We start from the raw sequence: 25,225 nt of genomic DNA on the forward strand, positions 1-25,225 counted from the left end.
TGTGACGGCCGGTCCGCCCTCCGCAGGGGAGAGGGCGGACCGGCCGCACCCGCTCGTCCGTTACGCGGATGAGGCCTGCGCCAGTTCCGCCACCTCGGCGGCGCTCAGCGCCCTGCCGTACACCCGGAAGTCGTCGACCGTACCCTTGAGGTACGGATCGGCGTACTGCGACCTGCCGAGATATCCGGTGCGGATGTGGTTGCCGAAGTGCCGCGGCTCGACGGTGACGGTCGCGTTCCGGCCGACTTCGGCGCCGTCGACGTACAGGACGGCAGTCCCGTCGCCGTAGGCCACCGCCACGTGCACCCAGCGGTCGGCGGGCAGCGGGTCGGCGTCGATGCGCTGCTCGGCGCCACCGCCGCCGGCGGTGATCGCGTACCGCAGGGTGCCGTCGCCGCTGAGCGGGGTCAGGAACATGTTCGCCGTGACGCCGGTGCCGAGGTCGAAGATCCGGCTCCAGGCCCCCGGTTGCCCGTCCAGCCGTACCCATGCGGCGAGGGAGTACGCGGAGGCACCGGCCAACAGGTCCTCGGCGAGGGCGACATGGCCATCCGTGCCGTCCAGGGCCACCGCCCCGCCGAGCCGCCCGGACGTCAACCATGAGGCCCCGCCGACCAGTTGGGCCGCCTTGCCGTTGCCGGTCGCGTCGGCCGCGGCGGTGCCCGACGTCTCGTCGAAACGGTGCCAGGCGGCGAACTCCGGGGGAGGGGGCGGGGGTTGGCCGGTGAGCCAGTACACCGAGTAGTGCTGGTGGTGGACGCGGGCGATCGGCAGCAGAGTGACGTCCTCGCCGTCGGCGCGGGCGGTGAAGCGCAGCGGGTTCGACGACTCCTGCCGTACGGAATCGATGTCGAGGCGCGGCAGCCAGGCGTTCGCGCTGTCGCCGTACGCCCCCGCCAGGACCACCGGGCCGTGCAGCACCGCCTGGACGTCGGGATCGTCGGGGGTCGCCTCGACGACCGTGCGCATCGGCAGGGACACCTCGACCCGGTCGCCGGTGCGCCACGCGCGCTCCAGGGTGAGCCAGGTGCCGGGCTTCGGGCGGTCGGGCAGCGTACGGCCGTTGAGGGTGGCGCGGGCGCCGGAGGCCCAGGTCGGGACGCGGACCCGCAGCCGGTGCGTGGCGCTCCCGGCGGTCACCGTCAGCGTGGTGGTGGAGCTGTCGGGGAAGCCGGTGGTCTGCCGCCAGGTGATGCCCTGCTCGCGCCAGACGACCTGCGACGGTACGAAGAGGTTGACCAGCAGGTCGCGGTCGTCGTGCGTGTAGATCGTGTCGGCGAACTTGGCCTGCGTCTCCATGCCCGTGCCGTGGTCGCAGGAGAAGTTGTCGTAGTCGGTCGAGTAGACGTCCGGGTCCGTGCCCATGAAGGACGGCTGGCGCTTGAACGAACCGGGCGCCAGGCCGGTGTAGTAGATGTTGAAACCGTGCGCGGAGTCCGGGTCCTGCTCGCCCAGCATCTGGTTGAACAGCGCGCGCTCGTAGTAGTCGAGCAGTTCGGTGCGTTCGGGCGTGTGGAAGTGCAGCAGCCGGGTCAGCTTCAGCATGTTGTAGCTGTTGCAGTTCTCGCAGGTGTTGTCGGACAACTGCCCGGCGACGACGTCCGGTTCGTGGAAGGCCTCGCCGTTGCTGTTGCCGCCGATGACGTACGAGTGGTGGTCGGTGACGATCTGCCAGAAGTTCGCGGCGATGGTGCGGTAGCGGTCGGGCAGGCCCTCCTCCCACAGCCGCAGGGCGCCCACCATCTTCGGGATCTGCGTGTTGGCGTGCAGCCCGGCGAGCCGGTCCTCGTTGCGTGCCAGCGGGTCGAAGACGCGGGCGTGGGTGAAGCGCTCGGCGACGTCGAGCCACTTGCTGTCGCGGGTGAGGGCGTGCAGATCGGCGAGCACGTCGTTCATGCCGCCGAACTCGGTCTCCAGCACCCGCTGCATCTGCTCGTACGACAGCTTCGCGGTGCGCGCGTCGACCCAGCGGGCCTGTTGGAGCACCACGTCCAGGGCCTGGTCGTTCCCGGCCAGCCGGTACTGCTCGACCAGCCCGGCCATGATCTTGTGGATCGTGTAGTACGGCGCCCACACCCCGGTCCCGGCCTCCAGCCGGTCGAAGAAGCTCTCCGGGTAGGCGGACAGGTACCCCTTGCCGTAGCCGGCGGCAGGTGAGGCGGCCTGGCACTTGGCGAGTTCCGCGACGAGGGTGCGGCCCTTGTCGCGCAGGGCCGTCTCGCCGGTGCCCGCGTGGGCGAGGGCGAGTCCGGAGAGCAGATGGCCGGTGGAGTGGCCGCGCAGCTCGACGCTCGGCCCCTCCCAGCCGCCGCAGGGCTGGGCCGTGCTGGGCAGACCGACGTTGGTGCGGAACGTGTGGAGCAGCCGGTCGAGGTCGACGAAGCGCAGATAGGCCGAGTTGCGGCGCTGGTTGTCCCGTAAGGGACCGTCCAGCAGGGTCACCGCGGTGAGCGGGAAGGGCCGCGCCTGGGCCACGGCGGCCGGGGCGGCTCCGGTGGCGGCGTGCGCCGTCCCTGTGCCGGCGAGGGCGAGGGCCGTCGAGGCGGTACCGGTGGCGGCGAGGAACTGACGTCTGCCGAGGGGTGGGGTCATCACCAATGTCCTTCGCATGTCGAAGAGTTGGGGCGGCGGTGTCCCTCCACCACTCCACTCTGGTTCGAAATACCGAATGTTGTGCGACATGCTGTGCGCGGGACACGCTATGCGTCCGCTGTGTGATGTCAACAGTGCCCGGAGGGGCGGAAGTGGCCCGCGGTGGGATCAGGTCTCGCCGCCGTGGCCTCGCGAAGTCGCCGGCTCGCCGGGCCCGGACGCCCGTCACTCGTAACCGCTGCGTTTCCGACGTTAATTTCCGCGCCCGAAGGGTTGGCGTGAAACCGTCTGCTGGTTATCGTTCACGCACTTCACTCAATCGTTCCGCTGAACGAATAGCGAGAGGGGCGGTCGGTCCATGTCCGACATCCACCACCCGGGGCGCCGGTCGGTGCTCGCGGCGGGCGCCGCCTCCGTGGCCTCGCTCGGCGCCTCCTGGCTGCTGTCCGGCTGTACGGGCGCCTCGGCCGCTCCCGTGCTGCCGGCCGCCGCCGTGCGGGGCGCACCCGACCGTGGCGGCACCCTGCGGATCGCCCGTCCGCCGGCCTCCGACGCCGAGACCCTCGACCCGGCGAGCGCCCTGTCCGCGTACGAATACCTGGGCGCCCTGTACAACCGGCTCGTCCGCGTCGGCGCCGACGGTGAGCTCGCTCCTGACCTCGCCGAGTCCTGGGAGTCGGACAGCAAGGCGCGCACCTGGACCTTCCGGCTCCGCAAGGGCGTCACCTTCCACGACGGCCGCGCCTTCACCTCCGCCGACGCCGCGTACACGCTGCGCCACATCCTCGACAAGGCGACGGCGTCCCCGCAGGCGGCCGTGCTCGCCCCGCTCGTGGCTCCGGACAAGCTCCGCACCCCCGACGCGCACACCCTCGTCGTCCCGCTGAAGACCCCGAACGCCGAGTTCCCGAGCCTGCTGACGCACTACAACTGCTACGTCATCCCCGACGGGAGCGCGAAGGGGATCGGCCGCACCGGCATCGGCACCGGCCCCTTCAAGCTGGAGTCGTTCGCACCGGCCGGCCCCGGCCGCATCACCGCGTACGCCGACCACTGGGCGGGCCGCCCCGTCCTCGACGCGATCGCCTTCTACTCGGTCGCCGACATGTCCGCCCGCTCAAATGCCTTGTTGGCAGGGCAGGTTGACTTGCCCTCCCAGACCAACCTCGACTTCGCCACCGCCCGCGTCGTCGCCGCCTCGGACCGCGCCACCATCACCCGCGTCAAGGACGCGCAGTGGTACGTGCTGCCGATGCTCACCACCGAGAAGCCCTTCACCGACGTCCGCGTCCGCCAGGCGATGAAGCTCGCCTACGACCCCGAGCACGTGGTGCAGGTCGCGCTGCAGGGCGCGGGTACGGCCGGCTGGGACAACCCGGTGCCGCCGAGAGACCCGGCGTACATCTCCGCGCACCCGAAGCACGACCCGGACAAGGCACGGTTCCTGCTGAAGAAGGCAGGGCACGAGGGGCTGGCCGTCGACCTGTACACCTCCTCGTACGACCCCCTCTTCACACCGATGGCGCTCGCCTACCAGGACTCGGCGAAGCGTGCCGGCATCCGCATCCGCGTCAAGACGGCGTCCGCGGACTCGTACTACACACAGATCTGGATGAAGAAGCCGCTGATGGCCACTTACTGGTTCACCGGGCGGCCCGTCGACCAGCTCTTCACCCAGATCTTCCGCAGCGGCTCCTCGTACAACGAGACCGCCTGGTCCGACAAGAACTTCGACGCCGTCCTGGACCGGGCGCGCGCCGAGACGGACGACTCGAAGCGCCGTGAACTGTACGGCGAGGCACAGACGTTGGTGATCGAGAGGGGCGGGGCGATGACCCCGATGTTCGCCGACCGGCTCGTCGGCATCTCGCGCAAGGTACGCGGATACGCCGAGCACGGCTTCGAGTTCGACTACCTCGGCATCGGCCTGAAGGGGGCGTGAGCATGCTTTCCTTCGTCGCCCGCCGGATCGCGGCCGCCCTCGGCACGCTCGTCCTCTCCTCCGTGCTGGTCTTCCTCTCCGTCCAGGCGCTGCCCGGCGACGTCGCCACCCAGGTCCTCGGCAAGGACGCGACCCCGGCCGCCGTCGCCGACCTGCGCGGCAAGCTCGGACTCGACCAGCCCGCCTGGGAACGGTACTTCGACTGGATCAAGGGCGCCCTGCACGGCGACTTCGGCACCTCCCTCGTCTCCGCGAAGCCCGTCGGCGCCGAAGTCGCCCAGTATCTGGGCAACTCCGCGCTCATCGCCCTGATCACCATCCTGTTCGCGGTGACCGGCTCGGTGCTCCTGGGCATCTTCGCCGGGCTGTACCGCGACCGCTGGCCCGACCACGTCATCTCGACCGTCAGCCTCGTCGGCATGAGCGTCCCCGAGTTCGTCGTGGCCACCGTCCTCGTCCTGTGCTTCTCGGTCGCCCTGCCCTGGTTCCCCGCAGTCGTCCTCTACGGCCCGGACGCCACCGTCGGCCAACTCCTGCCCGCCGTATGGCTGCCGGCCCTCGCGCTCGCCGTGGTGATGGCCGCCTACATCGTCCGCATGGCCCGCACCTCGGTGATCGACGTGATGGCCGGCGAGTACGTCACCACCGCCCGCCTCAAGGGCCTGTCCACCTGGCGGGTCGTCACCCGGCACGCCCTGCCCAGCGCCCTGCTGCCCACCCTGCACGTGATCGCGCTCAACGTCGCCTGGCTCGCGGGCGGCGTCGCCGTCGTCGAGAACGTCTTCAACTACCCGGGCATCGGCAAGCTGATGCTCTCCTCGGTGCAGAACCGGGACCTGCCCGTCATCCAGGCCATCGCCCTGATCAGCGCCGTCGTCTACGTGGTGTGCAACCTCGCCGCCGACGTCGGCGCCATGGCCCTCAATCCCAGGCTCCGCACCCGAGGGAGGACCCGATGACCACGCTCGACACCACCCCGGTCGCCGTCCCGGCCCCGCGCGCCGCCCGCGCCTGGCGCACCCTGCGCTCCTCACGCACCGCGGTCGTCGGCCTCGCGATCGTCGCCGTCCACGTCGTGATCGCGCTGCTGGCCCCACTGCTCACCTCCTACGACCCCATCGCGGGCGACGCCTCGCACGCTCTGCTCGGCCCCAGCTGGTCGCACTGGGCGGGCACCGACCAGTACGGGCGCGACGTCCTCGCCCGCGTGCTCTACGGCGGCCGGTACGCGCTCGGCGTCTCCGTCGCAGCCACCGTCCTGACCGTCGCCCTCGGCACGGTCGTCGGCTGCGCGGCCGCCCTGCGCGGCGGCTGGTTCGACGACGTGCTGGGACGGGTGCTGGACGCGGTGCTGTCCGTGCCGTCGATCCTGGCGCTGCTCGTCGTCGTGACCGCGCTCGGCACCGGCCCGGCGGTCATCGTCCTCGCCATCGCCATCGTGTCCGTCCCCCAGGTCGTGCGGGTCGTGCGCGGCGCCGCCCTCGCGGTGGTGCCCGCCGACTACGTCACCGCGGCCCGCGCCCGCGGGGAACGCACCTGGTCGATCCTGCGCCGCGAGATCCTGCCGAACATCACCGACATCGTGTGCGTCGAGTTCGCGATGCGTACCTCCTGGGTCGTCCTGCTGATCTCCTCGCTGTCCTTCCTCGGCTTCGGTGCCGACCCGCCGACCCCCGACTGGGGCCTGATGGTCGCCGAGAACCGCACCGCCATCACCGTCGTCCCGATGGCGAGCCTCGCGCCGATCATCGCCCTGGCCACGTTCGTGGTCGGGCTCAACCTCGCGGCCGACGGCCTGTCCAAGGCGTGGGGCGTCGACCGGATCAGGGAGGGCTCCTGATGACCCCGATCGTCTCCGTCAACTCCCTGTCCGTGGCCTACCGATCGGGCGGCCTGGACATACCCGTCGTGCACGACGTGTCGCTGGAGGTCGCCGCCGGGCGCACGCTCGCGCTGGTCGGGGAGTCCGGCAGCGGCAAGTCGACCCTCGCCGCGACCCTGCTCGGGCATCTGCGGCACGGCTCCCGGATCACCGGCGGCTCCGTGCGGGTGGACGGCCACGACGTCTTCGCCCTGCCCGCGCGGGAGTTGCGGCGGCTGCGCGGCGGGACGGTCGCCATGGTCGCCCAGAACGCGGGCCACGCGCTGACGCCCTCCATGCGGATCGGCCGGCAGATCGAGGAGGCGGGCGGCGACCTCCCCGTCGTCGACCTGCTCGAACAGGTCCGGCTGCCCCGCCCCGCCGAGCTGGCCCGCCGCTACCCGCACGAGCTGTCAGGCGGCCAGCAGCAGCGCGTCGCCATCGCCATGGCCATCGCCGCCCGCCCCAAGGTGCTGGTCCTCGACGAGCCGACGACCGGCCTGGACGTCGTCACCCAGCGGGGCGTGCTCGACCTGATCGCCGCCCTGCGCGACGAACTCGACCTGGCGGCCGTGCTGGTGAGCCACGACCTCGGCGTCGTCGCGCACCTGGCCGACGAGGTGTGCGTGCTGCAGTCGGGCCGGGTGGTGGAGTCGGCGCCCACGCGGACACTGTTCGCGACGCCGCAACAGCCGTACACCAAGCGGCTGTTGGCGAGCGTGCCGCGGCTGGACGACTCCGGACTCGCGGTCGTGGGGGAGACGGGGGAGCGCGAGATCCGCCCGAAGGCCCTCGTGCCCGACGACTCGCCCGTCGCCGTGTCCGCCCGTGATGTCACCGTCGACTACGGCACCTCCCGTGCCGTGGACGGCGTCTCCTTCGAGGTGCGGCGCGGCGAAGTCCTCGCCCTCGTCGGCGAGTCGGGCAGCGGCAAGTCGACCCTGGCCTGGGCCCTGGCCGGCCTGCGCACCCCGTCCGGCGGCACGATGACCCACGAGGCGGGCGACCTGGCCCGGCCCGCCCAGCGGCGGCCGATGCCCCTGCGGCGCCGGGTGCAGCTCGTCTTCCAGAACGCGGACACCTCGCTCAACCCCCGCCGCTCCGTGGGGGACGCGGTCCGGCGTCCGCTGCGCTTCTTCGGCACGGTGGCAGGCCGCGGCGAGGCGGCCGAGCGAGCCCGGCGGCTCATCGCCGACGTACGCCTCGACCCCGCTCTCGCCGACCGGCTGCCCGCCCAGCTCTCCGGCGGACAACGTCAACGCATCGGCATAGCAAGGGCGTTGGCGGGTGAACCGGACGTACTGATCGCCGACGAGATCACCACCGCCCTGGACGTGTCCGTGCAGGCCGACGTCCTGCGCCTCCTGGACGACCTGCGCCGGGAACGCGACCTGGCCTGCTTGTTCATCAGCCATGACCTGGCGGTGGTCCGCGGCATCGCGGACCGAGTCGTCGTCCTGCGGGACGGCGTGGTGGTCGAGGAGGGAACGACGGAGGCCGTCTTCGCCGCCCCCGGACACCCCTACACCCGTCAGCTGATGGCGGCGGCCCTCGAACCCGACCCGGACGCACAGCCGTTGACGGAGGAGGTCCACGACTGGGCCGACGCGGCGGAGCCGGACGACCTGTGGACCGACCACGGTCATGGTCACCGCGTCCGGCGCTGGCGCCCCGTCGACACCCCGACCGACTCGACTGCCTCGAACACCTCGATCGCCGAAGGAGTTTTGTGAAGTACCGCGACCGGTTCGAGCGCCAGGTCGTCCGTGAGGACGTGTGGATCCCCACCCGGGACGGCCGGACCCGGCTGCACGCGCGCATCTGGCGCCCGGCCGACGCCGGGACCGACCCCGTGCCCGCACTGCTCGAATACCTCCCGTACCGCAAGAGCGACTGGACCGCACCGCGCGACGCCCAGCGCCACCCCTGGTACGCAGGCCACGGCTATGCCTCCGTCCGCGTCGACATCCGCGGCCACGGCGACAGCGAGGGCACACCCGGCGACGAGTACGACGCACAGGAGCTCGCGGACGGCGTGGACGTCGTCAACTGGCTTGCCGCACAACCCTGGTGCACGGGCAAGGTCGGCATGTTCGGCATCTCATGGGGCGGCTTCAACTCCCTCCAGATCGCCGCCCTCGCTCCCGAACCGCTGAAGGCGATCGTGACGGTCTGCTCCACCGACGACCGCTACGACAACGACGTCCACTACACGGGCGGCGCCGTCCTCGGCATCGACATGCCCGCCTGGGCCGGCACCATGCTCGCCTTCGCCGCCCGCCCGCCGGACCCGGCGAGCGTCGGCGCCGACCGCTGGCTGCCCATGTGGCGCGAGCGCCTCGACGCCCTCGAACCCTTCCTGCACACCTGGCTGGAGCACCAGCAGCGCGACGACTACTGGAAACACGGCAGCGTCTGCGAGGACTACGCGGCGATCGACGCGGCCGTCCTCGCGGTCGGCGGCTGGAACGACCCGTACCGGGACACCGTGCTGCGGCTCGTGGAACACCTCCCCGGCGACCGGGTGCGCGGGATCGTCGGCCCCTGGTCGCACCAGTACCCCGACCGCGGCCTGCCGCCCGGCCCGGCGATCGGCTTCCTCCAGGAGACACTGCGCTGGTGGGACCAGCACCTCAAGGGCATCGACACGGGCGTCATGGACGAGCCGCTGTTGCGTGCCTGGCTCAACGACCCCGTCCCGCCCGCGCCTTCGCACGAGGAGATGCCGGGCCGCTGGGTGAGCGATGACAAGTGGCCCAGCCCCAAGGTCACTTGGGACGCGCGGCCGCTCGGCGAAAGCCGTGATCCCGTCCTCGTACGCTCCCCCCAGCACACCGGCCTCGACGCCGGCCGCTTCTTCCCCTTCGGCAACGCGGCCGACCTGCCGCCCGACCAGCGCGAGGAGGACGGGCGTTCCGTCTGCTTCGACTCCGCGCCGCTCACCGAGCGCGTCGAGATCCTCGGCCGACCGCGCGTCCGGCTCCGGCTCGACAGCACCACCCCGCGGGCTCATGTCATCGCCCGTCTGTGCGACGTCGCCCCCGACGGCTCGTCCACGCTCGTCACCCGGGGCGTGCTCAACCTGCTCAGTCGACAGGGCCGCGAGCACGCTGTCGCCTGGGCTCCGGGGACGTACGAGGACGTCGAGTTCGAGCTCAACGGCATCGGCTACGCCTTCCCGCCCGGCCACCGCATCCGGGTCGCCGTCTCCGACGCGTACTGGCCCTGGGTGTGGCCGCACGGCGAACGCGGCGCACTGCACGTCGTACCGGCCGACAGCGCCGTACTCCTGCCTGTGCGCGAAGCCGTCGATGAGCCGGCCGTCCTGTTCGAGGAACCCGAGCAGGCGGTGCCGCTGACGGTGACCTACGACGCGCCCGCGCAGCCACGGCCCGAGCGCCTGGTCACGCACGATGTCGCCAAGGGCGAGTGGACGCTGGAGGTCGACCCCGGCTACGGGGGCTCGCGGACGTATCCCGACGGGCTGCGTTACGAGGAGAGCGCTCTCGAGACGTACGCCATCCGCAGTGACGACCCGCTGTCCGCGCGAGCCGTCTCCGAGTGGCACATCCGGTTGCGGCGCGGGGACGACTGGGACGCTGAGATCATTACCTGGACGGAGCTGCGGGCCACGGCCGCGGACTTCATCATGGGCAGTCGCGTCGAAGCAAGGGCGAACGGAGAGACAGTGGCCAAGCGCGCATGGCACCGCACCACCCCGAGGACGTCGGGATGACGGCGGCCAAGCAGCCCCCGCAGGCCGCGAAGGCCCCGCGCCGTGCCGTGGCCGCCGCCGACCGGACCCGCCAGCCGACCGAGGTGCGCCGGCGTCTCATCGTCGAGGCGGCCGTCCCGCTGATCGCGGAGCGCGGTTACGCGTCGGTGGGCGTACGCGACGTGGCCGCGGCCGCCGGGGTGTCCGTCGGCACCGTCACCTATCACTTCGGCAGCGTGCAGGAGATCCTCTCCGAGGCCATGGTGCTGCACATCGAGCGGTACTACGCGGCGCTCAGCGAGGCCGCCGAGCGGGCGACCAGCGCGGCCGAGGCGCTCAGGCTGCTCGTCGACGCGCTGTTCACCGAGGACACCGACCGGCACTGGCGGATGTGGTTCGACTACTGGAACGCCGGCGAACAGGGTACGGACGAGGCCTTCGCACGCGGACAGGCCGAGCGGTACGAGGCCTGGCACCGGCAGATCCTCGAACTGGCTGAACGGGGCGTTGCCGACGGCGAGTTCGCGTCCGGTGACCTCGACGGTTTCACGGTCCGCTTCGCCGCTCTCGCCGACGGCCTCGCCCTCCAACGGCTGCGCCAGACACCCCCGTTGAGCACGGACGAGGCCCGGCTTCACCTCAACCGGCTCATCGAGCACGAACTCGTTCCGCGATCACCCGTGTGATCTCGCGGGTGATCCGCAGGATGCCGGGGGAGCGCACCGGGCACGGCTTCGGCGTGGACGTCGTCGGAGCCAGGCAGAAGTGCAGGTAGTCCTTGCCGGTGTGCAGCGCGGTCCGGTCGCGGTCCGGCTGGGTGCAGTCGTCGGGGTGTTCGTGCTCGTAGGAGGTGCACGGCAGGTACTGGGTCCAGGTGTAGCGGGCCCCGGCGGGGCTCACCGTGGCGCCGGCGTCGGCGACGAGGTCGCCCGAGGCGGCCGCCTGCTGCTCGTACATCTCGTTCACGCGCCGCACCCGGTCGGGCGTGATCGGGTCGGGCCCCTGGAGCACCCATACGATCCGCGGTCGCTTGTCCCCGCCGGCCGCGGCGATCTGCTGGGTGAGTCGACGCAGGTCGGCCTTGTAGCGTGTGAAGTACTTCTGCTGCGAGGCGTTGTAGGTGATGCCGTCCATGCACCACGTGTAGCCCCACGCGTTGCCCCAGAACTGCATCACCACGTAGTCCGGATGCTGCGCGCGGACCAGCGCGGCCGCCTTGTCGGCGTCCGGCACCAGCGACTTCTTCCCGGTGCCCTCCAGGTAGTCGCACAAGGTGGTGCCCGAGTAAGGGGCGCTCGCGTACTTCGCCTTGAGGTCCCGGCGGAGCTCCTGCCCCAGCACGTTCTGGGCCTCCATCCCGAGCGAGTCGCCGAGATAGAGCACACGGGGCGCGACGGCGGGGACGCCGGGGGAGGCCGGTGCGCGCTGGTGGGTCGTCGTGGCGGACACTCCCGGTACGTCGGGGGAGGGTGGTGCCTCTTCCGGCCCGGACGACGGGTCGCCGCACGCGCCGAGCAGCAGCGCTCCGGTCAGCAGCACCCCCACGATCCACGGCTTCCGCATACGGCAACTCCTGCCCCGGCAACCGAAAACGGCTCCCCAGGCAAGCACAGCCGGGTCCAAGGCGGAAGACACGGGAGTGAGTTCAGGCCCCGTCCAGCCGCTCCATGAGGTCCAGCAGATCGGTCAGGGGCAGCGGTTTGGCCAGGTGGGCGTCGAACCCCGCCGCCCGGGACAGGGCACGGTCGGTGCTCCGGCTGAATCCGGACACCGCGATCAGGCGCAGCTGGTCGCCGTCCGGCCGCGCGCGTACGGCACGGGCGACCGCGTAGCCGTCGATGTCCGGCAGGCCCAGGTCGCACAGGACGACGTCGAAGGGGTGGGCCTCGGTGGCAGCGAGGGCGTCCCGGCCCGTGTGCACCGCCGTGACGTGGTGGCCCTGGCGTTCCAGCAGAGTGCGGTAGGTCGCGGCGAGGTCCGCGTTGTCCTCGACGATCAGGAGGGACAGCCGGCGGTGGGTGGTGTGGGCGGCCGGCGGCCGGGACTGCCGGGGGCTTGCGGAGTCGGTTGTCGGCAGCAGCACCGTGAAGGAGGCGCCCTTGCCCGGCCCGTCGCTGTGCGCGCTGATCCGGCCGTCGTGCAGCTCCACCACCGTTCGCGCCACCGCGAGCCCCAGCCCCAGGCCCTCGGGGGTGTCAGGACCGGCCGGAGCCGCCCGCATGAACACCCCGAACAACTCCTCGGCCTGCGCCGGTTGGAAGCCGATCCCGTCGTCCCGCACCGTCAGCCGGGCCTGTCCGTCCGCGGCCGTCAGGCCCACCTCGGTGTGGCCGCCCGGCCGGGTGTACTTGAGCGCGTTCGACAGCAGGTTCGTCAGCACCTGGGCCAGCCGCAGCCGGTCGCCGTCCACCAGCACCGGTTCGGCCGGCAGCACGACACCGAGCGTGCGGCCCTCGTGCCCGAACAGGCCCCGGATGTCGGCGCACGCCCCGTGCACCACGGACCGCACGTCGACCGCGTCCCGCACCAGTTCCAGCCGCCCGGTCACCGCCCGCGTGCCGTCCAGCAGATCGTTGCTCATCCGCGCCAACGTGCCCAACTGCCGCTCCAGGACGGACAGCGCCGGATGGCCGTCCGGCATGTCGAGGGCCAGCAGCTCGGTGGCCGCGGTGGCGGCGGCGAGAGGGTTGCGCAGCTCGTGCGAGAGCGTGGCGATGAACCGGTCCTTGGCCCGCTGCTCCTCCCGCAACCTGCGGCCCGCCGCGTCCAGTTCGTGATTGGCCCGGCTCAACTGCTCGTTCACCTCGCGGATCTCCCGCGCCCGCACGAACAGGTCGATCTCCATGCCCTCGGCCCGCATCTGCGCATCGGCGACGGCCCGCTGCTGCTCCCGGCCGACCCGGCGCAGATGCACGAACTCGGTGACGTCCTCCACCCGGTGGATGACGTACGCCACCTGCCCGTCCTCCCCGAGCACCGGCGCGTTGACGGGACTCCAGTACCGCTCGTCGAAGCCGCCCTCTTCGCCCTTCGGGATGTCGTACCGCTGCAAAGCCATCGTGTCCGTGCGGCCGCTCGCCACCACCGTCTCCAGGGAACGGCGCAGATTGGCGACGCCGTCGGCCGACGGGTCCTGCGGGTTGTCGGGAAACACGTCGAAGATGCGCTTCCCGACGATGCTCCGCTCCGTGCGGGTCGCCGTGAGGTAGGCCCGGTTGACCTCGACGATCGTGAAGTCGGGGCTCAGGATGAGCAGCGGCGACAACATTGCGTCGAACAGGCCCCGGAAGTCCGGGACATCGGGCGGGACGTCGGGCATGGTCGGACCTCCGCGGCCGAAGCGGGAACTCAGGGATCGAGGCGGTAGCCGTAGCCGCGGACCGTAGTGATCCGTGGCGCGGGACCGGGCAGCCCCGTGAGCTTGCCGCGCAGCCGGTACACGTGCTCCACCACGGTCGCGGCCTGCTGCCAGGACGAGCCCCAGATCCGCTCCAGCAGCTGTTCCGCCGAGAACACCCGGCCCGGTGCGGCGGCCAGCATCTCCAGCAGCGCGTACTCCTTGGGGCGCAGCGTCAGCAGGACGCCGCCGACGGACGCCTGGCGGGCCGCCGAGTCGATGCGCAGCGCACCGACCTGCAGCACGCTCGGCAGCTCCTGCGGCTGCGAGCGGCGCAGCACGGCGTGGATGCGGGCCACCAACTCCCGTTGTGAGAACGGCTTGACCAGGTAGTCGTCCGCGCCGATCTCCAGGCCCGCCACCCGGTCGGCCTCCGCGGCGCGGCCCGACACGACGATGACCGGCAGCCGACTCGTGGACCGCAGCGCGCGCAGCAGTTCCAGGCCGCTGCCGTCCGGCAGCCCCAGGTCGAGGACGGCGAGATCGATGCCGCCCTCGTACAGGGTGGCCTTTCCGGCGCGCGCGTCCATGGCCCAGGTGACCGTGAAGCCCGCGCGCTCCAGATAGGAACGGCACATCAGTGCGAAGTCGGGGTCGTCCTCGATCAGAGCGAGGTGCGGACGCATTCCGCATCACCCGGCCCATCTGCCGTCCGCTCGTTGTGTCGCTGATGAGCAGGCGTTGATGCCCCGACCATGTGGCGAAGGTAGAACAGAAAATGCCCACGGTTCAAGGGGGAGCCGCCCGGGGGAGTTCCGGCACGGGCTCGTGCGATGCGGGGATGCCACAGACACCGCACGAGCCCGCGCCGGAACGTGCGCCCGGCGCGGGCTGATACCTCCGGCGTGACCGCGCGGATCGGACCGCGACCGCGGGTGTCAGATGCGGTCGGCGGCGATCAGCAGGTACTGGAAGCTGCCGTTCTTGTACGCGGACAAGAACGTGTCCTCGATGCCCGTGACCAGGTGGTCGGCCTCACGGCGCAACTGCCAGTAGGGGATGGCTTCGGCGGTGAGGTCCTCGACGTGGACGGGGACGAGACGGTGGCGGGCCATCGCGCGGAAGTACTCCGAGCGCGGGTGGATGTCGCAGATGTAGTGGGCGTTGATGAGGGACACCTCGCGGGAGGCCCGCCCGTAGGCGTCGTTGTAGCAGCCGGTGATCACCACATAGCGCCCGCCGCGGCGCAGCAGCCGGGCGTGCTCGGCGAACAGCAGGTCCAGCTCGACGTACATGGTCGACTCGTTGTTCCACGACGCCGCGTACGCGCCGGTCGCGAAGCCGGTGTCGAGCATGTTGCGGTGGTGGTAGCGGACACGGTCGTCGATGTCCCGTTTGCGGGCCTGCTCGCCCGCGAACTCGGCCTGTTTGGCCGAGATCGTCACGCCGTCCGCGTGGCAGCCGTACCGCAGATGCGCCACGACACTGCCGCCGCCGCGCCCGCAGCCGGCGTCGAAGACGCGGTCGGCGGGGGACAGCGGGCCGAGGTGGCCGGCGAGGAGTTCGGCCTGGGCGTGTTCCAGACGGTGCAGTTCGGTGGTGATCCGCTCCCGCCGCAGGGCAGGCTCGGCCTCGTCGAGCACGGACCGGTCGGCGTCACCGATGCCGTAGTGGTGGTGGTAGAGGTCGTCGATCTTGCCGAGTTCGAGGTTGACCGGGTTCTCCTCGGCGTTCCAGTAGGCCGCGACGCGGTTCTGGTACGTGGAATGGGTCGGCACCGGTGCCGCCGTGGTGTCGGCGTGGGGGGCGATGGTCAACGATGACTCCTCTTGGTGCGTTCTGACGGAACGTCAGCAGAGCGGGCTGGAGCAGGTGTTACCAGTAGTTGGGCAGGTGGTAGCGGTGGGTGTTGGTGGCGTGCCACTCGTGGTTGCCCGCCACCCAGTCGGACAGCCCCCGGGCGTAGCGCTCCACGAGGGGTGAGGTGGCGGACAGGAGGGCGGACTCGTCCTCGAACGCCGCCATGATCTCGTTGTGGATCTCGACGGACTTCAGATAGGCGGCCTTCAGCCCGCACCGCTCGTTGGCGGCGACGACCTGCGGCAGGTTGAGGTGGGTGGGGTCGCTCGCCAACTCCTTGGTGAAGGAGTACAGGTCGTTGACGATGGTGGTGGCGTTGCAGGCGAGTGCGGTGATGCGCTGGATCTCCGGGCGGGCGTAGACGGCCTCCGGCAGCTCGTAGCCGTCCACGGCGTCGACGATCGACAGACAGGGGCGGAAGTTGTTGAACTGCCGCATCACCAGGTACTCCCACACCTGCGGCACATACCGGATCTCCGCCCACGCGGCCTCGCCGAGATAACCGAGGTGCAGCCTGGCCATGTCGTGCACGAACCGGTCGGTCTGGCTGGGCGTGGCGAGGACGGCGTAGTCCTTGAGCGCCCAGTGGTACGAGCGCAGCGGTCCGTCGGCCTGCATCCCGTGCTGCCACTGCTCCTGCAGCGCGGGTGTGCCGTGGAAGGGGTCGAGCGCCGACTGGGCCAGGACCAGCCGCCCGCCGAGGCCGCGGCGGGCACCGCCCCTGCCCTCGTCCTCCTCGCAGTAGCAGCTGTCGACGAGGTTCTCGGCCAGCAGGAACTTGCCGGCGGCGGTCAGTCGTTCCAGGTCGGCCGCCGTCGGGTGCTGGAGCACCACGGCCCGGCCGAACTGAAAGCCCGAGAAGTCCCCCGACCAGGCCGCGGGGAACAGGTCGAGGCCATGGGCCCAGGCCTCCAGCCTGCGGTCGACCTCCTCGACCTTCTCCGGGTCGGCGGGGGCGACCTGTCGGCATCTGAGCCCGGGGATCGCCCCGCCGCGCCGGGTGCGCACGGTGCGGGCCAGATCGGGCGGCCCCGGCAGCGAGGGCGAGGAAGCGGGCGCGCTCATTCCGTACTCCACCCTCAGTCGGCCGTCCGGCCGAGCTGGACGTTCTCCAGGATCCCGGCCGCGTCCGGCACGAGGATGGCCATCGAGTAGTAGGCGGTCACCAGGTAGCGGATGATCGCGGCCGTGTCGATGCCCATGAACCGCACGTTCAGGCCCGGTTGGAACTCGTCCGGGATGCCCGTCTGGTACAGGCCGACGACACCCTGGTCGGACTCTCCGGTGCGCAACGCGATGATGCTGCTGGTGTGCTGGCCGCTGATCGGGATCTTGTTGCAGGGGAAGATCGGGACCCCGCGCCAGGCGGGAATCTCATGCCCCTCGACGTTCGCCGTGCCCGGCACCAGGCCGCGCCGGTTGCACTGCCGGAAGAAGGCGGCGATCGCCTTCGGATGGGCGAGGAACACCTTGGTCTTACGGCGCATGGCCAGCAGTTCGTCCATGTCGTCCGGGGTGGGCGGGCCGGTGAAGGTGCTGATGCGCTGCCCGTAGTCGACGCTGTGCAGCAGCCCGAACTCCCGGTTGTTGACCAGCTCCCACTCCTGGCGCTCCCGGATCTCCTCGATGGTCAGGCGCAGTTGCTGTTCGGTCTGGTTCATCGGGTTGTTGTAGAGGTCGGCGATCCGGGTGTGGACCCGCAGCACGGTCTGGGTGAGCGACAACTCGTACTCGCGCGGGGCGAGTTCGTAGTTCACGAAGCCGCCGTTGAGCGTCGTCTCGCCGACATGGCCGGCCTGCACGGGGACGTCGGCCTCGCCCTTGCGGTTCATCGGCAGCTTCTGCCGCGCCGCGAACGCCTCCAGGTGCGCGGCCAGCGACGGCACCCGGTCGGTGAACTCCCTGACGACGTCCCAGGGCAGCACCAGCACCACGCCGGCCGTCTCCGCCCGCACCGAACTCAGCCACAGCGGGTCGGGCTGACCGATGGCCTCGTCGCCCATCTGGTCGCCGTCGGCGACGACCCCGATGATCTCCTCCTCGCCGTACTTGCCCGCTGCGTACCGGGTGAACCTGCCGTGTACGACGAGGTAGGCCTCCGTGACCGGCTGCCCGGACTCGAACAGCACCTGTCCGGCCCGTACTTCGCGGACCCGGAACCGGGTGGCGACCTCCTTGAGGACATCGGTGTCCGAGTAGCCGCGCAGCACCGGCAGTTCGGTGAGCGTCTCGGGGATGACCTTGATGTCGTCGGCACCGTTCTGCTCGAACTGCACGCGTCCGCGCCCGATGCGCAGCTGCAGGCGCCGGTTGACCCGGTAGGTGCCGCCCTTGACGTCCACCCACGGCAGCGTCCGCAGCAGCCAGCGCGAGCTGATGGCCTGCATCTGCGGTTCGGACTTGGTGGTCGTGGCGAGCTGGCGCGCCGCCTGGGTGCTGAGACTGGTCAGCTGCCCCTCGCCGTCGGGGTCGGGTGCGAGTTCGTCGGTGGCGGGTCCGGGGGCGCTTTCGGGGGCGGACACATTCCCTCCCTGGGTTGTACATGCCGATGTACAGGGGTGATTACGGGGGCGAGTGCACGAGTGACTGCAGGAGTGGGCGGAGTGGTCAGGAGTGAGCGGAGATGAAGGCGACGACGCAGCGGCTGACAAGTACGCACCGCATGTACAAGGCAAACAGCCGCGATGGTGCCCTGGTACGGCGCGAAGGGGGCGGCTTCACGTCCCGGAGGTGCAAACCAGGCGATCGAGGCAGAACACCGGGCAAGGTGTGATCCCACGCCGGTCGCCTCGCCCCCACCTCCGGCGCGTGGGCCGCACCACCGCCCCACCTGTGCTTACGGCGCGCGACCGGAACGTATGAGCGGCCGGAGGACGCGGAGGCAGCCCGGTGCAAGGTTGCCGAGAGACCCGGCGTACGGAGCCGGGCGGGCAGGCGCAGTGCGTGCCCCGCGCCCCGATGCTCACGACAGGTCGTTCACCAGTACCGCCGCCCCGTCGAAGCGGCCTGCCTTGAGGTCCCGTAGTGCCTCGTCGGCCCGGGTCAGGGGATAGGTGTGCGTCGTGGCGTGGACGCCGTGGCGGGCCGCGAGGGTGAGGAACTCACGAGCGTCCTCACGGGTGTTGGAGGTGACGCTGCGTATCTGCTTCTCGTAGAACAGCTCGGTCTCGTAGTGCAGTGGCGGGGTGTCGCTGAGGTGGATGCCCGCGATCGAGAGGATCCCGCCGCGGTCGAGGGCCCGGAGCGCGACCGGGACCAGGTCCCCGACCGGCGCGAACAGGATCGCGCTGTCCAGGGGCTCGGGCGGCATGGCGTACGCGTCCTGCGCGGAGGCCGCGCCCAGGTCGAGCGCCAGTCGTCGTGCCGCCGCCCCGCGCGTCAGGACGTGGACGGTGGCACCCTCGGCCAGCGCCACCTGCGCACACAGGTGGGCGCTGCCCCCGAATCCGTACAGACCGAGCCGTCCGCCCGGCGGCAGCGCCGCACGGCGCAGCGCGCGGTAGCCGATGATCCCGGCGCACAACAGCGGCGCGAGAGCCACGTCGTCGAGGGCGTCCGGCAGCCGGTGGGCGAAGGCGGCGGGCACGGTCGTGTACTGCGCGTAACCGCCGTCGGCGTCCCAGCCCGTGTACCGCGAGGACGGGCACAGGTTCTCGGCCCCCCGCGCGCAGTACGCGCACGTGCCGTCCGTCCGGCGCAGCCACGCCACGCCCACCCGGTCCCCGACGGCGAAGCCGCCGACGCCCGCCCCGAACCCGGCCACCACGCCCACCACCTCGTGCCCGGGCGTCACCCCCGCCCGGTGCACCGCCAGGTCCCCCTCGGTGACATGCAGGTCGGTCCGGCACACCCCGCACACGCTCACCTGCACAAGGAGCTCGTCGTCCCCGGGAACCGGCACCGGCTTCTCGACGAATCGCAGGCCTCTCTGCTCCACCGGCCCCGGTGTCACCACCGACCACGCGCGCATCGTTGCGTCCGACATCCCGCACCCCGTCCGTCGCCTCGAAGACCCTCCCCGTCCAGTCTGAAACGGACCGAAGCGTTCGGCGCGCGCTTCGGCGGGCGGATGACTAGCGTGAGAAATCGGACCATCCACCGATTCGGGAGAGGGCCGCAGTCATGGCCGTACAACCAGAGGGAACCCCCTGTTGGGCCGATGCGATGTTCGGCGACGTCGAGGGAGCCAAGAGCTTCTACGGTGACGTCCTCGGCTGGACCTTCGGCGAGGCGTCGACGGAGTACGGCAACTACACCCAGGCCTACGTGGACGGGAAGGCGGTCGCCGCTGTCGTACCGCCGATGCCGGGCCAGGAGGGCCAGTCGCAGTGGTGCGTCTACCTCGCGTCGCCGGACGCCGCCGCCACCGCCGCCAAGATCCGTGAGAACGGCGGCGAGGTCCTCATGGAGCCCATGCAGGTCGGCGACTTCGGCACGATGTGCCTGGGCCGCGAGCCCAGCGGCGCCGTGTTCGGCGTGTGGCAGGCGGGCACCCACGAGGGCTTCGACGTGACCGCCGTGCCCGGTGCCTACGGCTGGGCCGAGGTCTTCACCCGCGAGCCCGAGAGGGCGGACGCGTTCTTCACCGCCGTCTTCCCCTACAAGGCACAGCAGATGCAGGACCCATCGGTCGACTACCGCATGTTCAACGTCGGCGACAACACCGTCCTCGGCCGGATGAAGATGACGGACGAGTTCCCGCCCGAGGTGCCGTCCTACGTCAACCTGTACTTCGTCGTCTCCGACTGCGACGACGCCGTGGCCAAGGCGACGAAGCTCGGCGGCATCGCCCGCTTCGGCCCGATGGACAGCCCCTTCGGCCGGTTCGCGGCGCTCAGTGACCCGCAGGGCGCGAGCTTCTCGGTGATCGACATCGCGAGGACCGAGGGAGAGGTACCGAAGGCGACGGACGTCTCCTAGACGGACATCTCCTGGAGGTACATCTCCTCGTCGGCCGTCTCCTGGACGGACGTCTTCGGGATCGTGCGGATCGTGGTCGAGGGCCCTGTCCGCCCGTGGCATGATCGAGGCCATGCGTGAACGTGTGGTGGCCGCGTGCGACGGGGCTTCGAAGGGAAATCCGGGTCCGGCGGCCTGGGCGTGGGTGGTCTCCGACGACTCCGAGACCCCGGCCCGCTGGGAGGCGGGGCCGCTCGGCAAGGCCACCAACAACGTCGCCGAACTCACCGCGCTGGAACGCCTGTTGGCGGCCACCGACCCGGGCGTACCGCTCGAGGTCCGCATGGACTCCCAGTACGCGATGAAGGCGGTCACCTCCTGGCTGCCCGGCTGGAAGCGCAACGGCTGGAAGACGTCCGCCGGCAAGCCGGTCGCCAACCAGGAGCTGGTCGTACGCATCGACGAGCTGCTCGACGGCCGCTCGGTCGACTTCCGCTACGTGCCCGCCCACCAGGTCGACGGCGACCCGCTCAACGACTTCGCCGACCGCGCCGCCAGCCAGGCGGCGAAGGTGCAGGAGCCCGCGGGCAGCGACCTCGGCTCACCGGAGCCGCCGCCCTCCCCGGACACCCCGAAGTCGGGTGCCCCGCGCCGCAAGGCCGCGGCGTCCGGGCAGCGCGGGGGCTCGTCGTCCCGCACCATCAAGGCGAAGTTCCCCGGCCGCTGCCTGTGCGGTCGTTCCTACGCGGCCGGCGAGCCCATCTCCAAGAACACGCAGGGCTGGGGGCACCCCGAGTGCCGTACGGCGGAGGCCGTCTAGGGACGTTCTTTCGCACCCTGACCTGCCGAACAACTGCCGTGTCCCGGCCGCCGGTCAAGTGTCGAAGGTGTTGTGCGCGACGCTGTCCGGCGGGGCGGAGGTTCCTTTGTCATGCACGCAACAGTTCTCCGCGTGACGGTCCGTGTGACCGATCTCCTCTGGGTGAATTGTCATTCACCGACTATGGTGAATGGAAATTCACCCCTTCTTTTGCCGCATCGCCGCTGGAGTGCCGATGGATCAGCCAGGCCCGATACCCCGGATCTCCGCGACGGGATCGCTGCGCGACCGGCTCGCGATTCCGGTGCTGGCGTTCGGCGGCATCCTCATGGCTGTCATGCAGACCGTGGTCGTGCCGCTGCTGCCGGACCTGCCGCGGCTGACGCACTCCTCGGCGGGCGCGGTCTCCTGGATGGTCACGGCGACGCTGCTGGCGGGTGCCGTGCTCACCCCGGTACTGGGCCGGGCCGGTGACATGTACGGCAAGCGCAGGGTGCTGACGTCGGCTCTCGTCCTGATGACCGTCGGCTCGGTGATGTGCGCCTTGTCGTCCGACATCGTCGTACTCATCACGGCCCGCGCCCTGCAGGGTGCGGCCGCCTCCGTGGTGCCGCTGTCGATCAGCATCCTGCGCGACGAACTGCCGCCGGAGCGCCGGGGATCCGCGGTGGCGCTGATGAGTTCCACCGTCGGCATCGGTGCCGCCCTCGGCCTCCCGCTGGCCGCGCTGGTCGTGCAGTACGCCGACTGGCACACCATGTTCTGGCTGACCAGCGCCCTCGGGGCGCTCGGTGTGGCGGCGGTGTGGTGGGCGGTGAAGGAGTCGCCCGTGCGGGAGCCCGGCCGGTTCGACGTGACGGGCGCACTGGGGCTGGCCGCCGGACTCGTGTGCCTCCTGCTGGGCGTCTCCCAGGGCGGACAGTGGGGATGGGGCAGCACGCGCGTCGTGGGCCTGTTCCTCGCCGCCGTCGTCGTCCTGGCCCTGTGGTGGTGGCAGCAACTGCGCACCGCACGGCCGCTGGTCGACCTGCGGCTGGTCACGCGGCCGCGGGTGGGCCTGTCCCACGTGGCGGCGCTGCTCACCGGATTCGCCTTCTACGCCAACTCCCTGGTGACCGCCCAGCTGGTGCAGGCGCCGAAGGCCACCGGGTACGGGCTCGGACTGTCGATCGTGGAGACCGGCCTGTGCCTGCTGCCCGGTGGCGTCACCATGCTGCTGTTCTCGCCCCTGTCGGCCCGCATCTCAGCGTCGCGCGGCCCGCGGATCACGCTCGCCCTCGGGGCCGCGGTGATCGCCTGCGGCTACGCGGTGCGCATCGCCGACAGCCGCGACCTGTGGATGATCATCCTCGGTGCCACAGTGGTGGCAACCGGCACCACCCTCGCCTACTCCGCCCTGCCCACCCTGATCCTGCGCGCCGTCCCGGCCGAGCAGACCGCCTCCGCCAACGGCGTCAACGTCCTGATGCGCACGATCGGCCAGGCCGTCTCCAGCGCCGCCGTGGCCGCGGTACTGGTCCACCACACGAGTCCGATCGGTGGAATTCCGGTGCCCACGCTGGACGGCTATCTGCTCGCCTTCGGGATCGCCGGCGCGGTGGCCCTGGCGGCCAGCGCCGCGGCCCTGACCATCCCCGGCGACCCCCCGACGGGCGAGACACGCCGCGGCCGCGGTCGCGCCCGGGAGCCCCGCGACGAGGCTCTGGAGGGAGCATGAGTGCCGTGAGCACTTCTCCCACCGCGTCCGCGCCCTTCCGCCGGGACGCCGAGGCGACCAAGGCGGTCATTCTCAGGGCGGCCCGTTACCTGCTGGCCCGGCAGGCCCACGCCGACATCACGCTGAAGGCGGTCGCCGAACGCGCCGGTGTCAGCCCGCCGTTGATCCTGAAGTACTTCGGCAACAAGGACGCCCTCTTCGCCCGCGTCATGTCCTTCGAGACCGATGCCGACGCCCTGCTGGACGCCCCGCTGGACGAGCTCGGCCGGCACATGGTGCGGCACGTGCTGGTCAGCCAGTCGCAACAGGGCGCCGATCCGCTCGTCCGCATCGTGTTCGCGCCCCTGCACGCCGCACAGGGCGACATCCTGCGCGGGAACTTCCGCACCCAGGTGACCGAACGCCTCACCGAACGCCTCGACGGCCCCGACGCGGGCCTGCGCGCGGAGCTGGCCGTCGCGAACCTGCTCGGCCTCGGGGTGATGTACGGCATCGCGCGTGGCGCCCAGGTGCGGGGCGCCCCGTTGGAGGAGGTCGTCGACCGCTACGCGCCCGCGGTGCAGGCGCACCTCACTCCGGGCGGAGGAATCCCGCGGTCGTAGTCACGAAGCGTTCGGGGTCGTCGAGGCACGGGACGTGGCACCGGTAACCGCTCATTGCAGCAACCGGTCGAGGAACCCGTTCCCGAAGACATGGTGCGGGTCGAAGCGGTCCAGGACGCCGGCCGCCTGCCCCCACGCCGCCTCGCCGAACGACGCGGGCACCGCCGTGCCCAGCACCTCCTCGTCGCTCCAGGCGGCCTCGTCCGTGTAGGCCCAGCCCTTGGACCACTCGACCCTGGTGAGCGCGTGCTCCCCGTCGAACGTGCGCAGCAGGAACTGTTCGAGCTCCCGCAGGAAGGCCTCCGCGTACGGCGTACCGGGCAGCGTCAGGACGTCCAGCCACACCGCCGTGTCCCACTCCGGGTGCGCGCTGCTCGGCCGCAGCGCCGACAGCAACGGGGCGCTGGCACCGTCGAGTTCGGCGTCGGCGGGGTCGTCGAGGCCGGTCACCCGGATCTCGACCGAGCCGTTGACCGGGAAGCGGCCCAGCGCCGCGTACGCGGAGAGCCGCTCGCGGTAGAAGGACGTGAACTCGGCGACCACGCGCTGCACTTGGGCCCGGGTGGTGAGCACGGCGTAGCCGTTCGCGTTGATCCGGAGCGTGGTGGGCCTGAGATAGAGGAGGGTGTTCTTGGAGGGCCCCCAGAGGTCGGCGGACAGCGTCGCCACGAGCCCGAGCGCCGCCACGTCGAACTGCGCGTTGCCCAGCACCGGAGCCAGATACCAGGCCGCGTCCGAGGTCATCCGCCCGACCAGGTCCGCCACCACGGTCGGGACGTTGTCGGAGAACGGGTAGTTGTACGGCGACGACACACGCCGCGAGGTGAGCGGCCGGGTCGGCGCCACACTCCACACCTTGAACCAGGGGAACTCGGTGAAGGCGAACCAGATCGCCTCGACGCGCCCCGACTCGTCGAGGTAGCTCGCGAGGGTGCGCCCGTCGGCGCCGGGCGCCGCGAAGAGTTCGGCGGCCGGGATGTCCGTACGGCTCACGCACCGGAGGTTGACATTCGCGCCCACCCGTAGCACGACCTCGGTCACCAGCGAGCGGCCGAGGTGGGTGAGCAGAGCCGCACAGTCCGCCTCGTCGCGGTGGTACGTCCGCAGCACGTACCCGCCGGAGCCCTCGTCCCACACGACCGCCGTCAGGGACAGCACCAGATTGCTGAGCGAGCCGTACGTGTGCCCGGGCAGCCGCTGTTCGCCCCGCGCCGGTACGGCCGTGCCGTGCGCGTCGATGGCGAGCGCGCCGCCCAGGGTGAGATCGCCGGGAGCGGGCGCGGCGGTGACGCCGAGGCCGTGCTCCTCCAGGTAGGTGAGCAGGGCTTCCAGGGTGACGCCGGTGCCGGCGCGCACCGCGGTCGTCGAGTCGAGCGACAGGCCGGTGAGATGAGGGGCGGTGTCGACCAGGAGGACGGGGGCGTCCCCCGCGGTGCCCGCGGTGATCGTCAGTGGGGACCAGCCGTGGGCGGAACCCCGGGCACGTACCCTCCAGCCCTGCCGCCAGGTCCAGTTGACGACCTCGACCACCTGGTCCGGGCCGGTCGGCGCACAGGCCCACAGTCCGTCGGCGGTGATCTCGCCGACCCAGTTGCGGTACGCCGAGCGGTACAGGGCGACGCCCCCGGGGAAGTCCGGGAGCTCCTGCGCCGCGACCGCCGGATCGGCCGCGATCAGGACGGGAACGGCGGCCAGCGCGGCCGCGCCGAGCAGGAAGCTCCGGCGGCTCCAGGACGGGTCTTCCGACGCCACGGACGGTAAGTTGCTCGCTGAACGATCAGTCACGTGCTCACGCTAGGGGCGCGTTGACACAATCCGGTTTCCTGTCGAATCCGTTCACTCGTGTGAGTGAACGATTCACAGGTGGCGCACCGGAGCGG

19 protein-coding genes are annotated in these 25,225 nt (G+C 71.2%); 10 read left to right on the plus strand and 9 right to left on the minus strand.

Going from position 1 to position 25,225, the window contains the following annotated elements:
- Positions 1 to 60: 60 nt before the first annotated feature.
- On the minus strand, positions 61 to 2,592 hold the full coding sequence (locus OG303_RS46220) for a beta-L-arabinofuranosidase domain-containing protein (RefSeq protein WP_405876037.1): 2,532 nt from the start codon (positions 2,590 to 2,592) through the stop codon (positions 61 to 63).
- A gap of 358 nt (positions 2,593 to 2,950) precedes the next feature.
- On the opposite strand from OG303_RS46220, the gene OG303_RS46225 reads away from it, so the two are divergent.
- From OG303_RS46225 to OG303_RS46250, 6 genes are read left to right on the plus strand one after another with little or no spacing between them, the layout of a single operon-like run.
- The gene (locus tag OG303_RS46225) at positions 2,951 to 4,534 is read left to right on the plus strand and encodes an ABC transporter substrate-binding protein (RefSeq protein WP_405876038.1); all 1,584 of its coding nucleotides are present in this window, start codon (positions 2,951 to 2,953) and stop codon (positions 4,532 to 4,534) included.
- Between the two features lie 2 nt (positions 4,535 to 4,536).
- Positions 4,537 to 5,493, plus strand: a complete 957-nt coding sequence (locus OG303_RS46230) for an ABC transporter permease (protein WP_405877804.1) — start codon at positions 4,537 to 4,539, stop codon at positions 5,491 to 5,493.
- Complete coding sequence (locus tag OG303_RS46235; protein ID WP_405876039.1) at positions 5,490 to 6,374, plus strand: ABC transporter permease; 885 nt, start codon at positions 5,490 to 5,492, stop codon at positions 6,372 to 6,374. The genes OG303_RS46230 and OG303_RS46235 overlap by 4 nt, the downstream gene beginning before the upstream one ends.
- Positions 6,374 to 8,128: a dipeptide ABC transporter ATP-binding protein gene (locus tag OG303_RS46240; protein ID WP_405876040.1), complete on the plus strand. Its 1,755-nt coding sequence runs from the start codon at positions 6,374 to 6,376 to the stop codon at positions 8,126 to 8,128. The genes OG303_RS46235 and OG303_RS46240 overlap by 1 nt, the downstream gene beginning before the upstream one ends.
- The gene (locus OG303_RS46245) at positions 8,125 to 10,131 is read left to right on the plus strand and encodes a CocE/NonD family hydrolase (RefSeq protein ID WP_405876041.1); all 2,007 of its coding nucleotides are present in this window, start codon (positions 8,125 to 8,127) and stop codon (positions 10,129 to 10,131) included. Before OG303_RS46240 ends, OG303_RS46245 begins: the two co-directional genes overlap by 4 nt.
- The gene (locus OG303_RS46250; protein WP_405876042.1) at positions 10,098 to 10,796 is read left to right on the plus strand and encodes a TetR/AcrR family transcriptional regulator; all 699 of its coding nucleotides are present in this window, start codon (positions 10,098 to 10,100) and stop codon (positions 10,794 to 10,796) included. Before OG303_RS46245 ends, OG303_RS46250 begins: the two co-directional genes overlap by 34 nt.
- Here OG303_RS46250 and OG303_RS46255 read toward each other — a convergent pair.
- From OG303_RS46255 to OG303_RS46285, 7 genes are all read right to left on the minus strand, one after another.
- Positions 10,759 to 11,673, minus strand: a complete 915-nt coding sequence (locus OG303_RS46255) for an SGNH/GDSL hydrolase family protein (protein ID WP_405876043.1) — start codon at positions 11,671 to 11,673, stop codon at positions 10,759 to 10,761. The genes OG303_RS46250 and OG303_RS46255 overlap by 38 nt on opposite strands.
- Before the next feature lie 82 nt (positions 11,674 to 11,755).
- Positions 11,756 to 13,429 (minus strand): ATP-binding protein, encoded by a 1,674-nt coding sequence (locus OG303_RS46260; protein ID WP_405876044.1) that lies wholly within the window; start codon positions 13,427 to 13,429, stop codon positions 11,756 to 11,758.
- Between the two features lie 29 nt (positions 13,430 to 13,458).
- A complete protein-coding gene (locus OG303_RS46265) occupies positions 13,459 to 14,133 on the minus strand; it encodes a response regulator transcription factor (protein ID WP_405876045.1) in 675 nt (224 codons plus the stop codon).
- A 252-nt stretch (positions 14,134 to 14,385) separates the two neighbouring features.
- A complete protein-coding gene (locus OG303_RS46270) occupies positions 14,386 to 15,264 on the minus strand; it encodes a geranyl diphosphate 2-C-methyltransferase (RefSeq protein WP_405876046.1) in 879 nt (292 codons plus the stop codon).
- Positions 15,265 to 15,322: 58 nt separating this feature from the next.
- Complete coding sequence (locus OG303_RS46275; RefSeq protein ID WP_405876047.1) at positions 15,323 to 16,372, minus strand: family 2 encapsulin nanocompartment cargo protein terpene cyclase; 1,050 nt, start codon at positions 16,370 to 16,372, stop codon at positions 15,323 to 15,325.
- A 14-nt stretch (positions 16,373 to 16,386) separates the two neighbouring features.
- Entirely contained in the window at positions 16,387 to 17,829 is a 1,443-nt protein-coding gene (locus OG303_RS46280) for a family 2B encapsulin nanocompartment shell protein (protein ID WP_405876048.1), read from the minus strand.
- A gap of 440 nt (positions 17,830 to 18,269) precedes the next feature.
- Positions 18,270 to 19,277 carry a zinc-binding alcohol dehydrogenase family protein gene (locus OG303_RS46285; protein WP_405877806.1) on the minus strand — a complete coding sequence of 336 codons (1,008 nt, stop codon included), beginning with the start codon at positions 19,275 to 19,277 and terminating at the stop codon, positions 18,270 to 18,272.
- 152 nt (positions 19,278 to 19,429) lie between these two features.
- Between OG303_RS46285 and OG303_RS46290 the strand changes: the two genes are divergently transcribed.
- From OG303_RS46290 to OG303_RS46305, 4 genes are all read left to right on the plus strand, one after another.
- Positions 19,430 to 20,227, plus strand: coding sequence for a VOC family protein (locus tag OG303_RS46290; RefSeq protein ID WP_405876049.1), 798 nt, complete (start codon positions 19,430 to 19,432; stop codon positions 20,225 to 20,227).
- Positions 20,228 to 20,327: 100 nt separating this feature from the next.
- Positions 20,328 to 21,026 (plus strand): ribonuclease H, encoded by a 699-nt coding sequence (locus OG303_RS46295; RefSeq protein WP_405876050.1) that lies wholly within the window; start codon positions 20,328 to 20,330, stop codon positions 21,024 to 21,026.
- Between the two features lie 235 nt (positions 21,027 to 21,261).
- Positions 21,262 to 22,743: an MFS transporter gene (locus OG303_RS46300; RefSeq protein WP_405876051.1), complete on the plus strand. Its 1,482-nt coding sequence runs from the start codon at positions 21,262 to 21,264 to the stop codon at positions 22,741 to 22,743.
- Positions 22,740 to 23,345 (plus strand): TetR family transcriptional regulator, encoded by a 606-nt coding sequence (locus tag OG303_RS46305; protein WP_405876052.1) that lies wholly within the window; start codon positions 22,740 to 22,742, stop codon positions 23,343 to 23,345. Before OG303_RS46300 ends, OG303_RS46305 begins: the two co-directional genes overlap by 4 nt.
- Before the next feature lie 51 nt (positions 23,346 to 23,396).
- Here OG303_RS46305 and OG303_RS46310 read toward each other — a convergent pair whose 3' ends face one another.
- Entirely contained in the window at positions 23,397 to 25,097 is a 1,701-nt protein-coding gene (locus OG303_RS46310; protein ID WP_405876053.1) for a cholesterol oxidase substrate-binding domain-containing protein, read from the minus strand.
- Between the last annotated feature and the right edge of the window lie 128 nt (positions 25,098 to 25,225).

Origin of the sequence: Streptomyces sp. NBC_00005 (assembly GCF_045160215.1) — a bacterium.
Classification (GTDB): domain Bacteria; phylum Actinomycetota; class Actinomycetes; order Streptomycetales; family Streptomycetaceae; genus Streptomyces.

Excerpts from the sequence above, each read along its gene's own strand:
- OG303_RS46220 (WP_405876037.1), bottom strand. The coding sequence starts at position 2,592 with ATGACCCCACCCCTCGGCAGACGTCAGTTCCTCGCCGCCACCGGTACC.
- OG303_RS46235 (WP_405876039.1), top strand. The coding sequence starts at position 5,490 with ATGACCACGCTCGACACCACCCCGGTCGCCGTCCCGGCCCCGCGCGCC.
- OG303_RS46225 (WP_405876038.1), top strand. The coding sequence starts at position 2,951 with ATGTCCGACATCCACCACCCGGGGCGCCGGTCGGTGCTCGCGGCGGGC.
- OG303_RS46250 (WP_405876042.1), top strand. The coding sequence starts at position 10,098 with ATGGCACCGCACCACCCCGAGGACGTCGGGATGACGGCGGCCAAGCAG.
- OG303_RS46265 (WP_405876045.1), bottom strand. The coding sequence starts at position 14,133 with ATGCGTCCGCACCTCGCTCTGATCGAGGACGACCCCGACTTCGCACTG.
- OG303_RS46275 (WP_405876047.1), bottom strand. The coding sequence starts at position 16,372 with ATGAGCGCGCCCGCTTCCTCGCCCTCGCTGCCGGGGCCGCCCGATCTG.
- OG303_RS46230 (WP_405877804.1), top strand. The coding sequence starts at position 4,537 with ATGCTTTCCTTCGTCGCCCGCCGGATCGCGGCCGCCCTCGGCACGCTC.
- OG303_RS46305 (WP_405876052.1), top strand. The coding sequence starts at position 22,740 with ATGAGTGCCGTGAGCACTTCTCCCACCGCGTCCGCGCCCTTCCGCCGG.
- OG303_RS46285 (WP_405877806.1), bottom strand. The coding sequence starts at position 19,277 with ATGCGCGCGTGGTCGGTGGTGACACCGGGGCCGGTGGAGCAGAGAGGC.
- OG303_RS46255 (WP_405876043.1), bottom strand. The coding sequence starts at position 11,673 with ATGCGGAAGCCGTGGATCGTGGGGGTGCTGCTGACCGGAGCGCTGCTG.
- OG303_RS46295 (WP_405876050.1), top strand. The coding sequence starts at position 20,328 with ATGATCGAGGCCATGCGTGAACGTGTGGTGGCCGCGTGCGACGGGGCT.
- OG303_RS46240 (WP_405876040.1), top strand. The coding sequence starts at position 6,374 with ATGACCCCGATCGTCTCCGTCAACTCCCTGTCCGTGGCCTACCGATCG.
- OG303_RS46300 (WP_405876051.1), top strand. The coding sequence starts at position 21,262 with ATGGATCAGCCAGGCCCGATACCCCGGATCTCCGCGACGGGATCGCTG.
- OG303_RS46290 (WP_405876049.1), top strand. The coding sequence starts at position 19,430 with ATGGCCGTACAACCAGAGGGAACCCCCTGTTGGGCCGATGCGATGTTC.
- OG303_RS46260 (WP_405876044.1), bottom strand. The coding sequence starts at position 13,429 with ATGCCCGACGTCCCGCCCGATGTCCCGGACTTCCGGGGCCTGTTCGAC.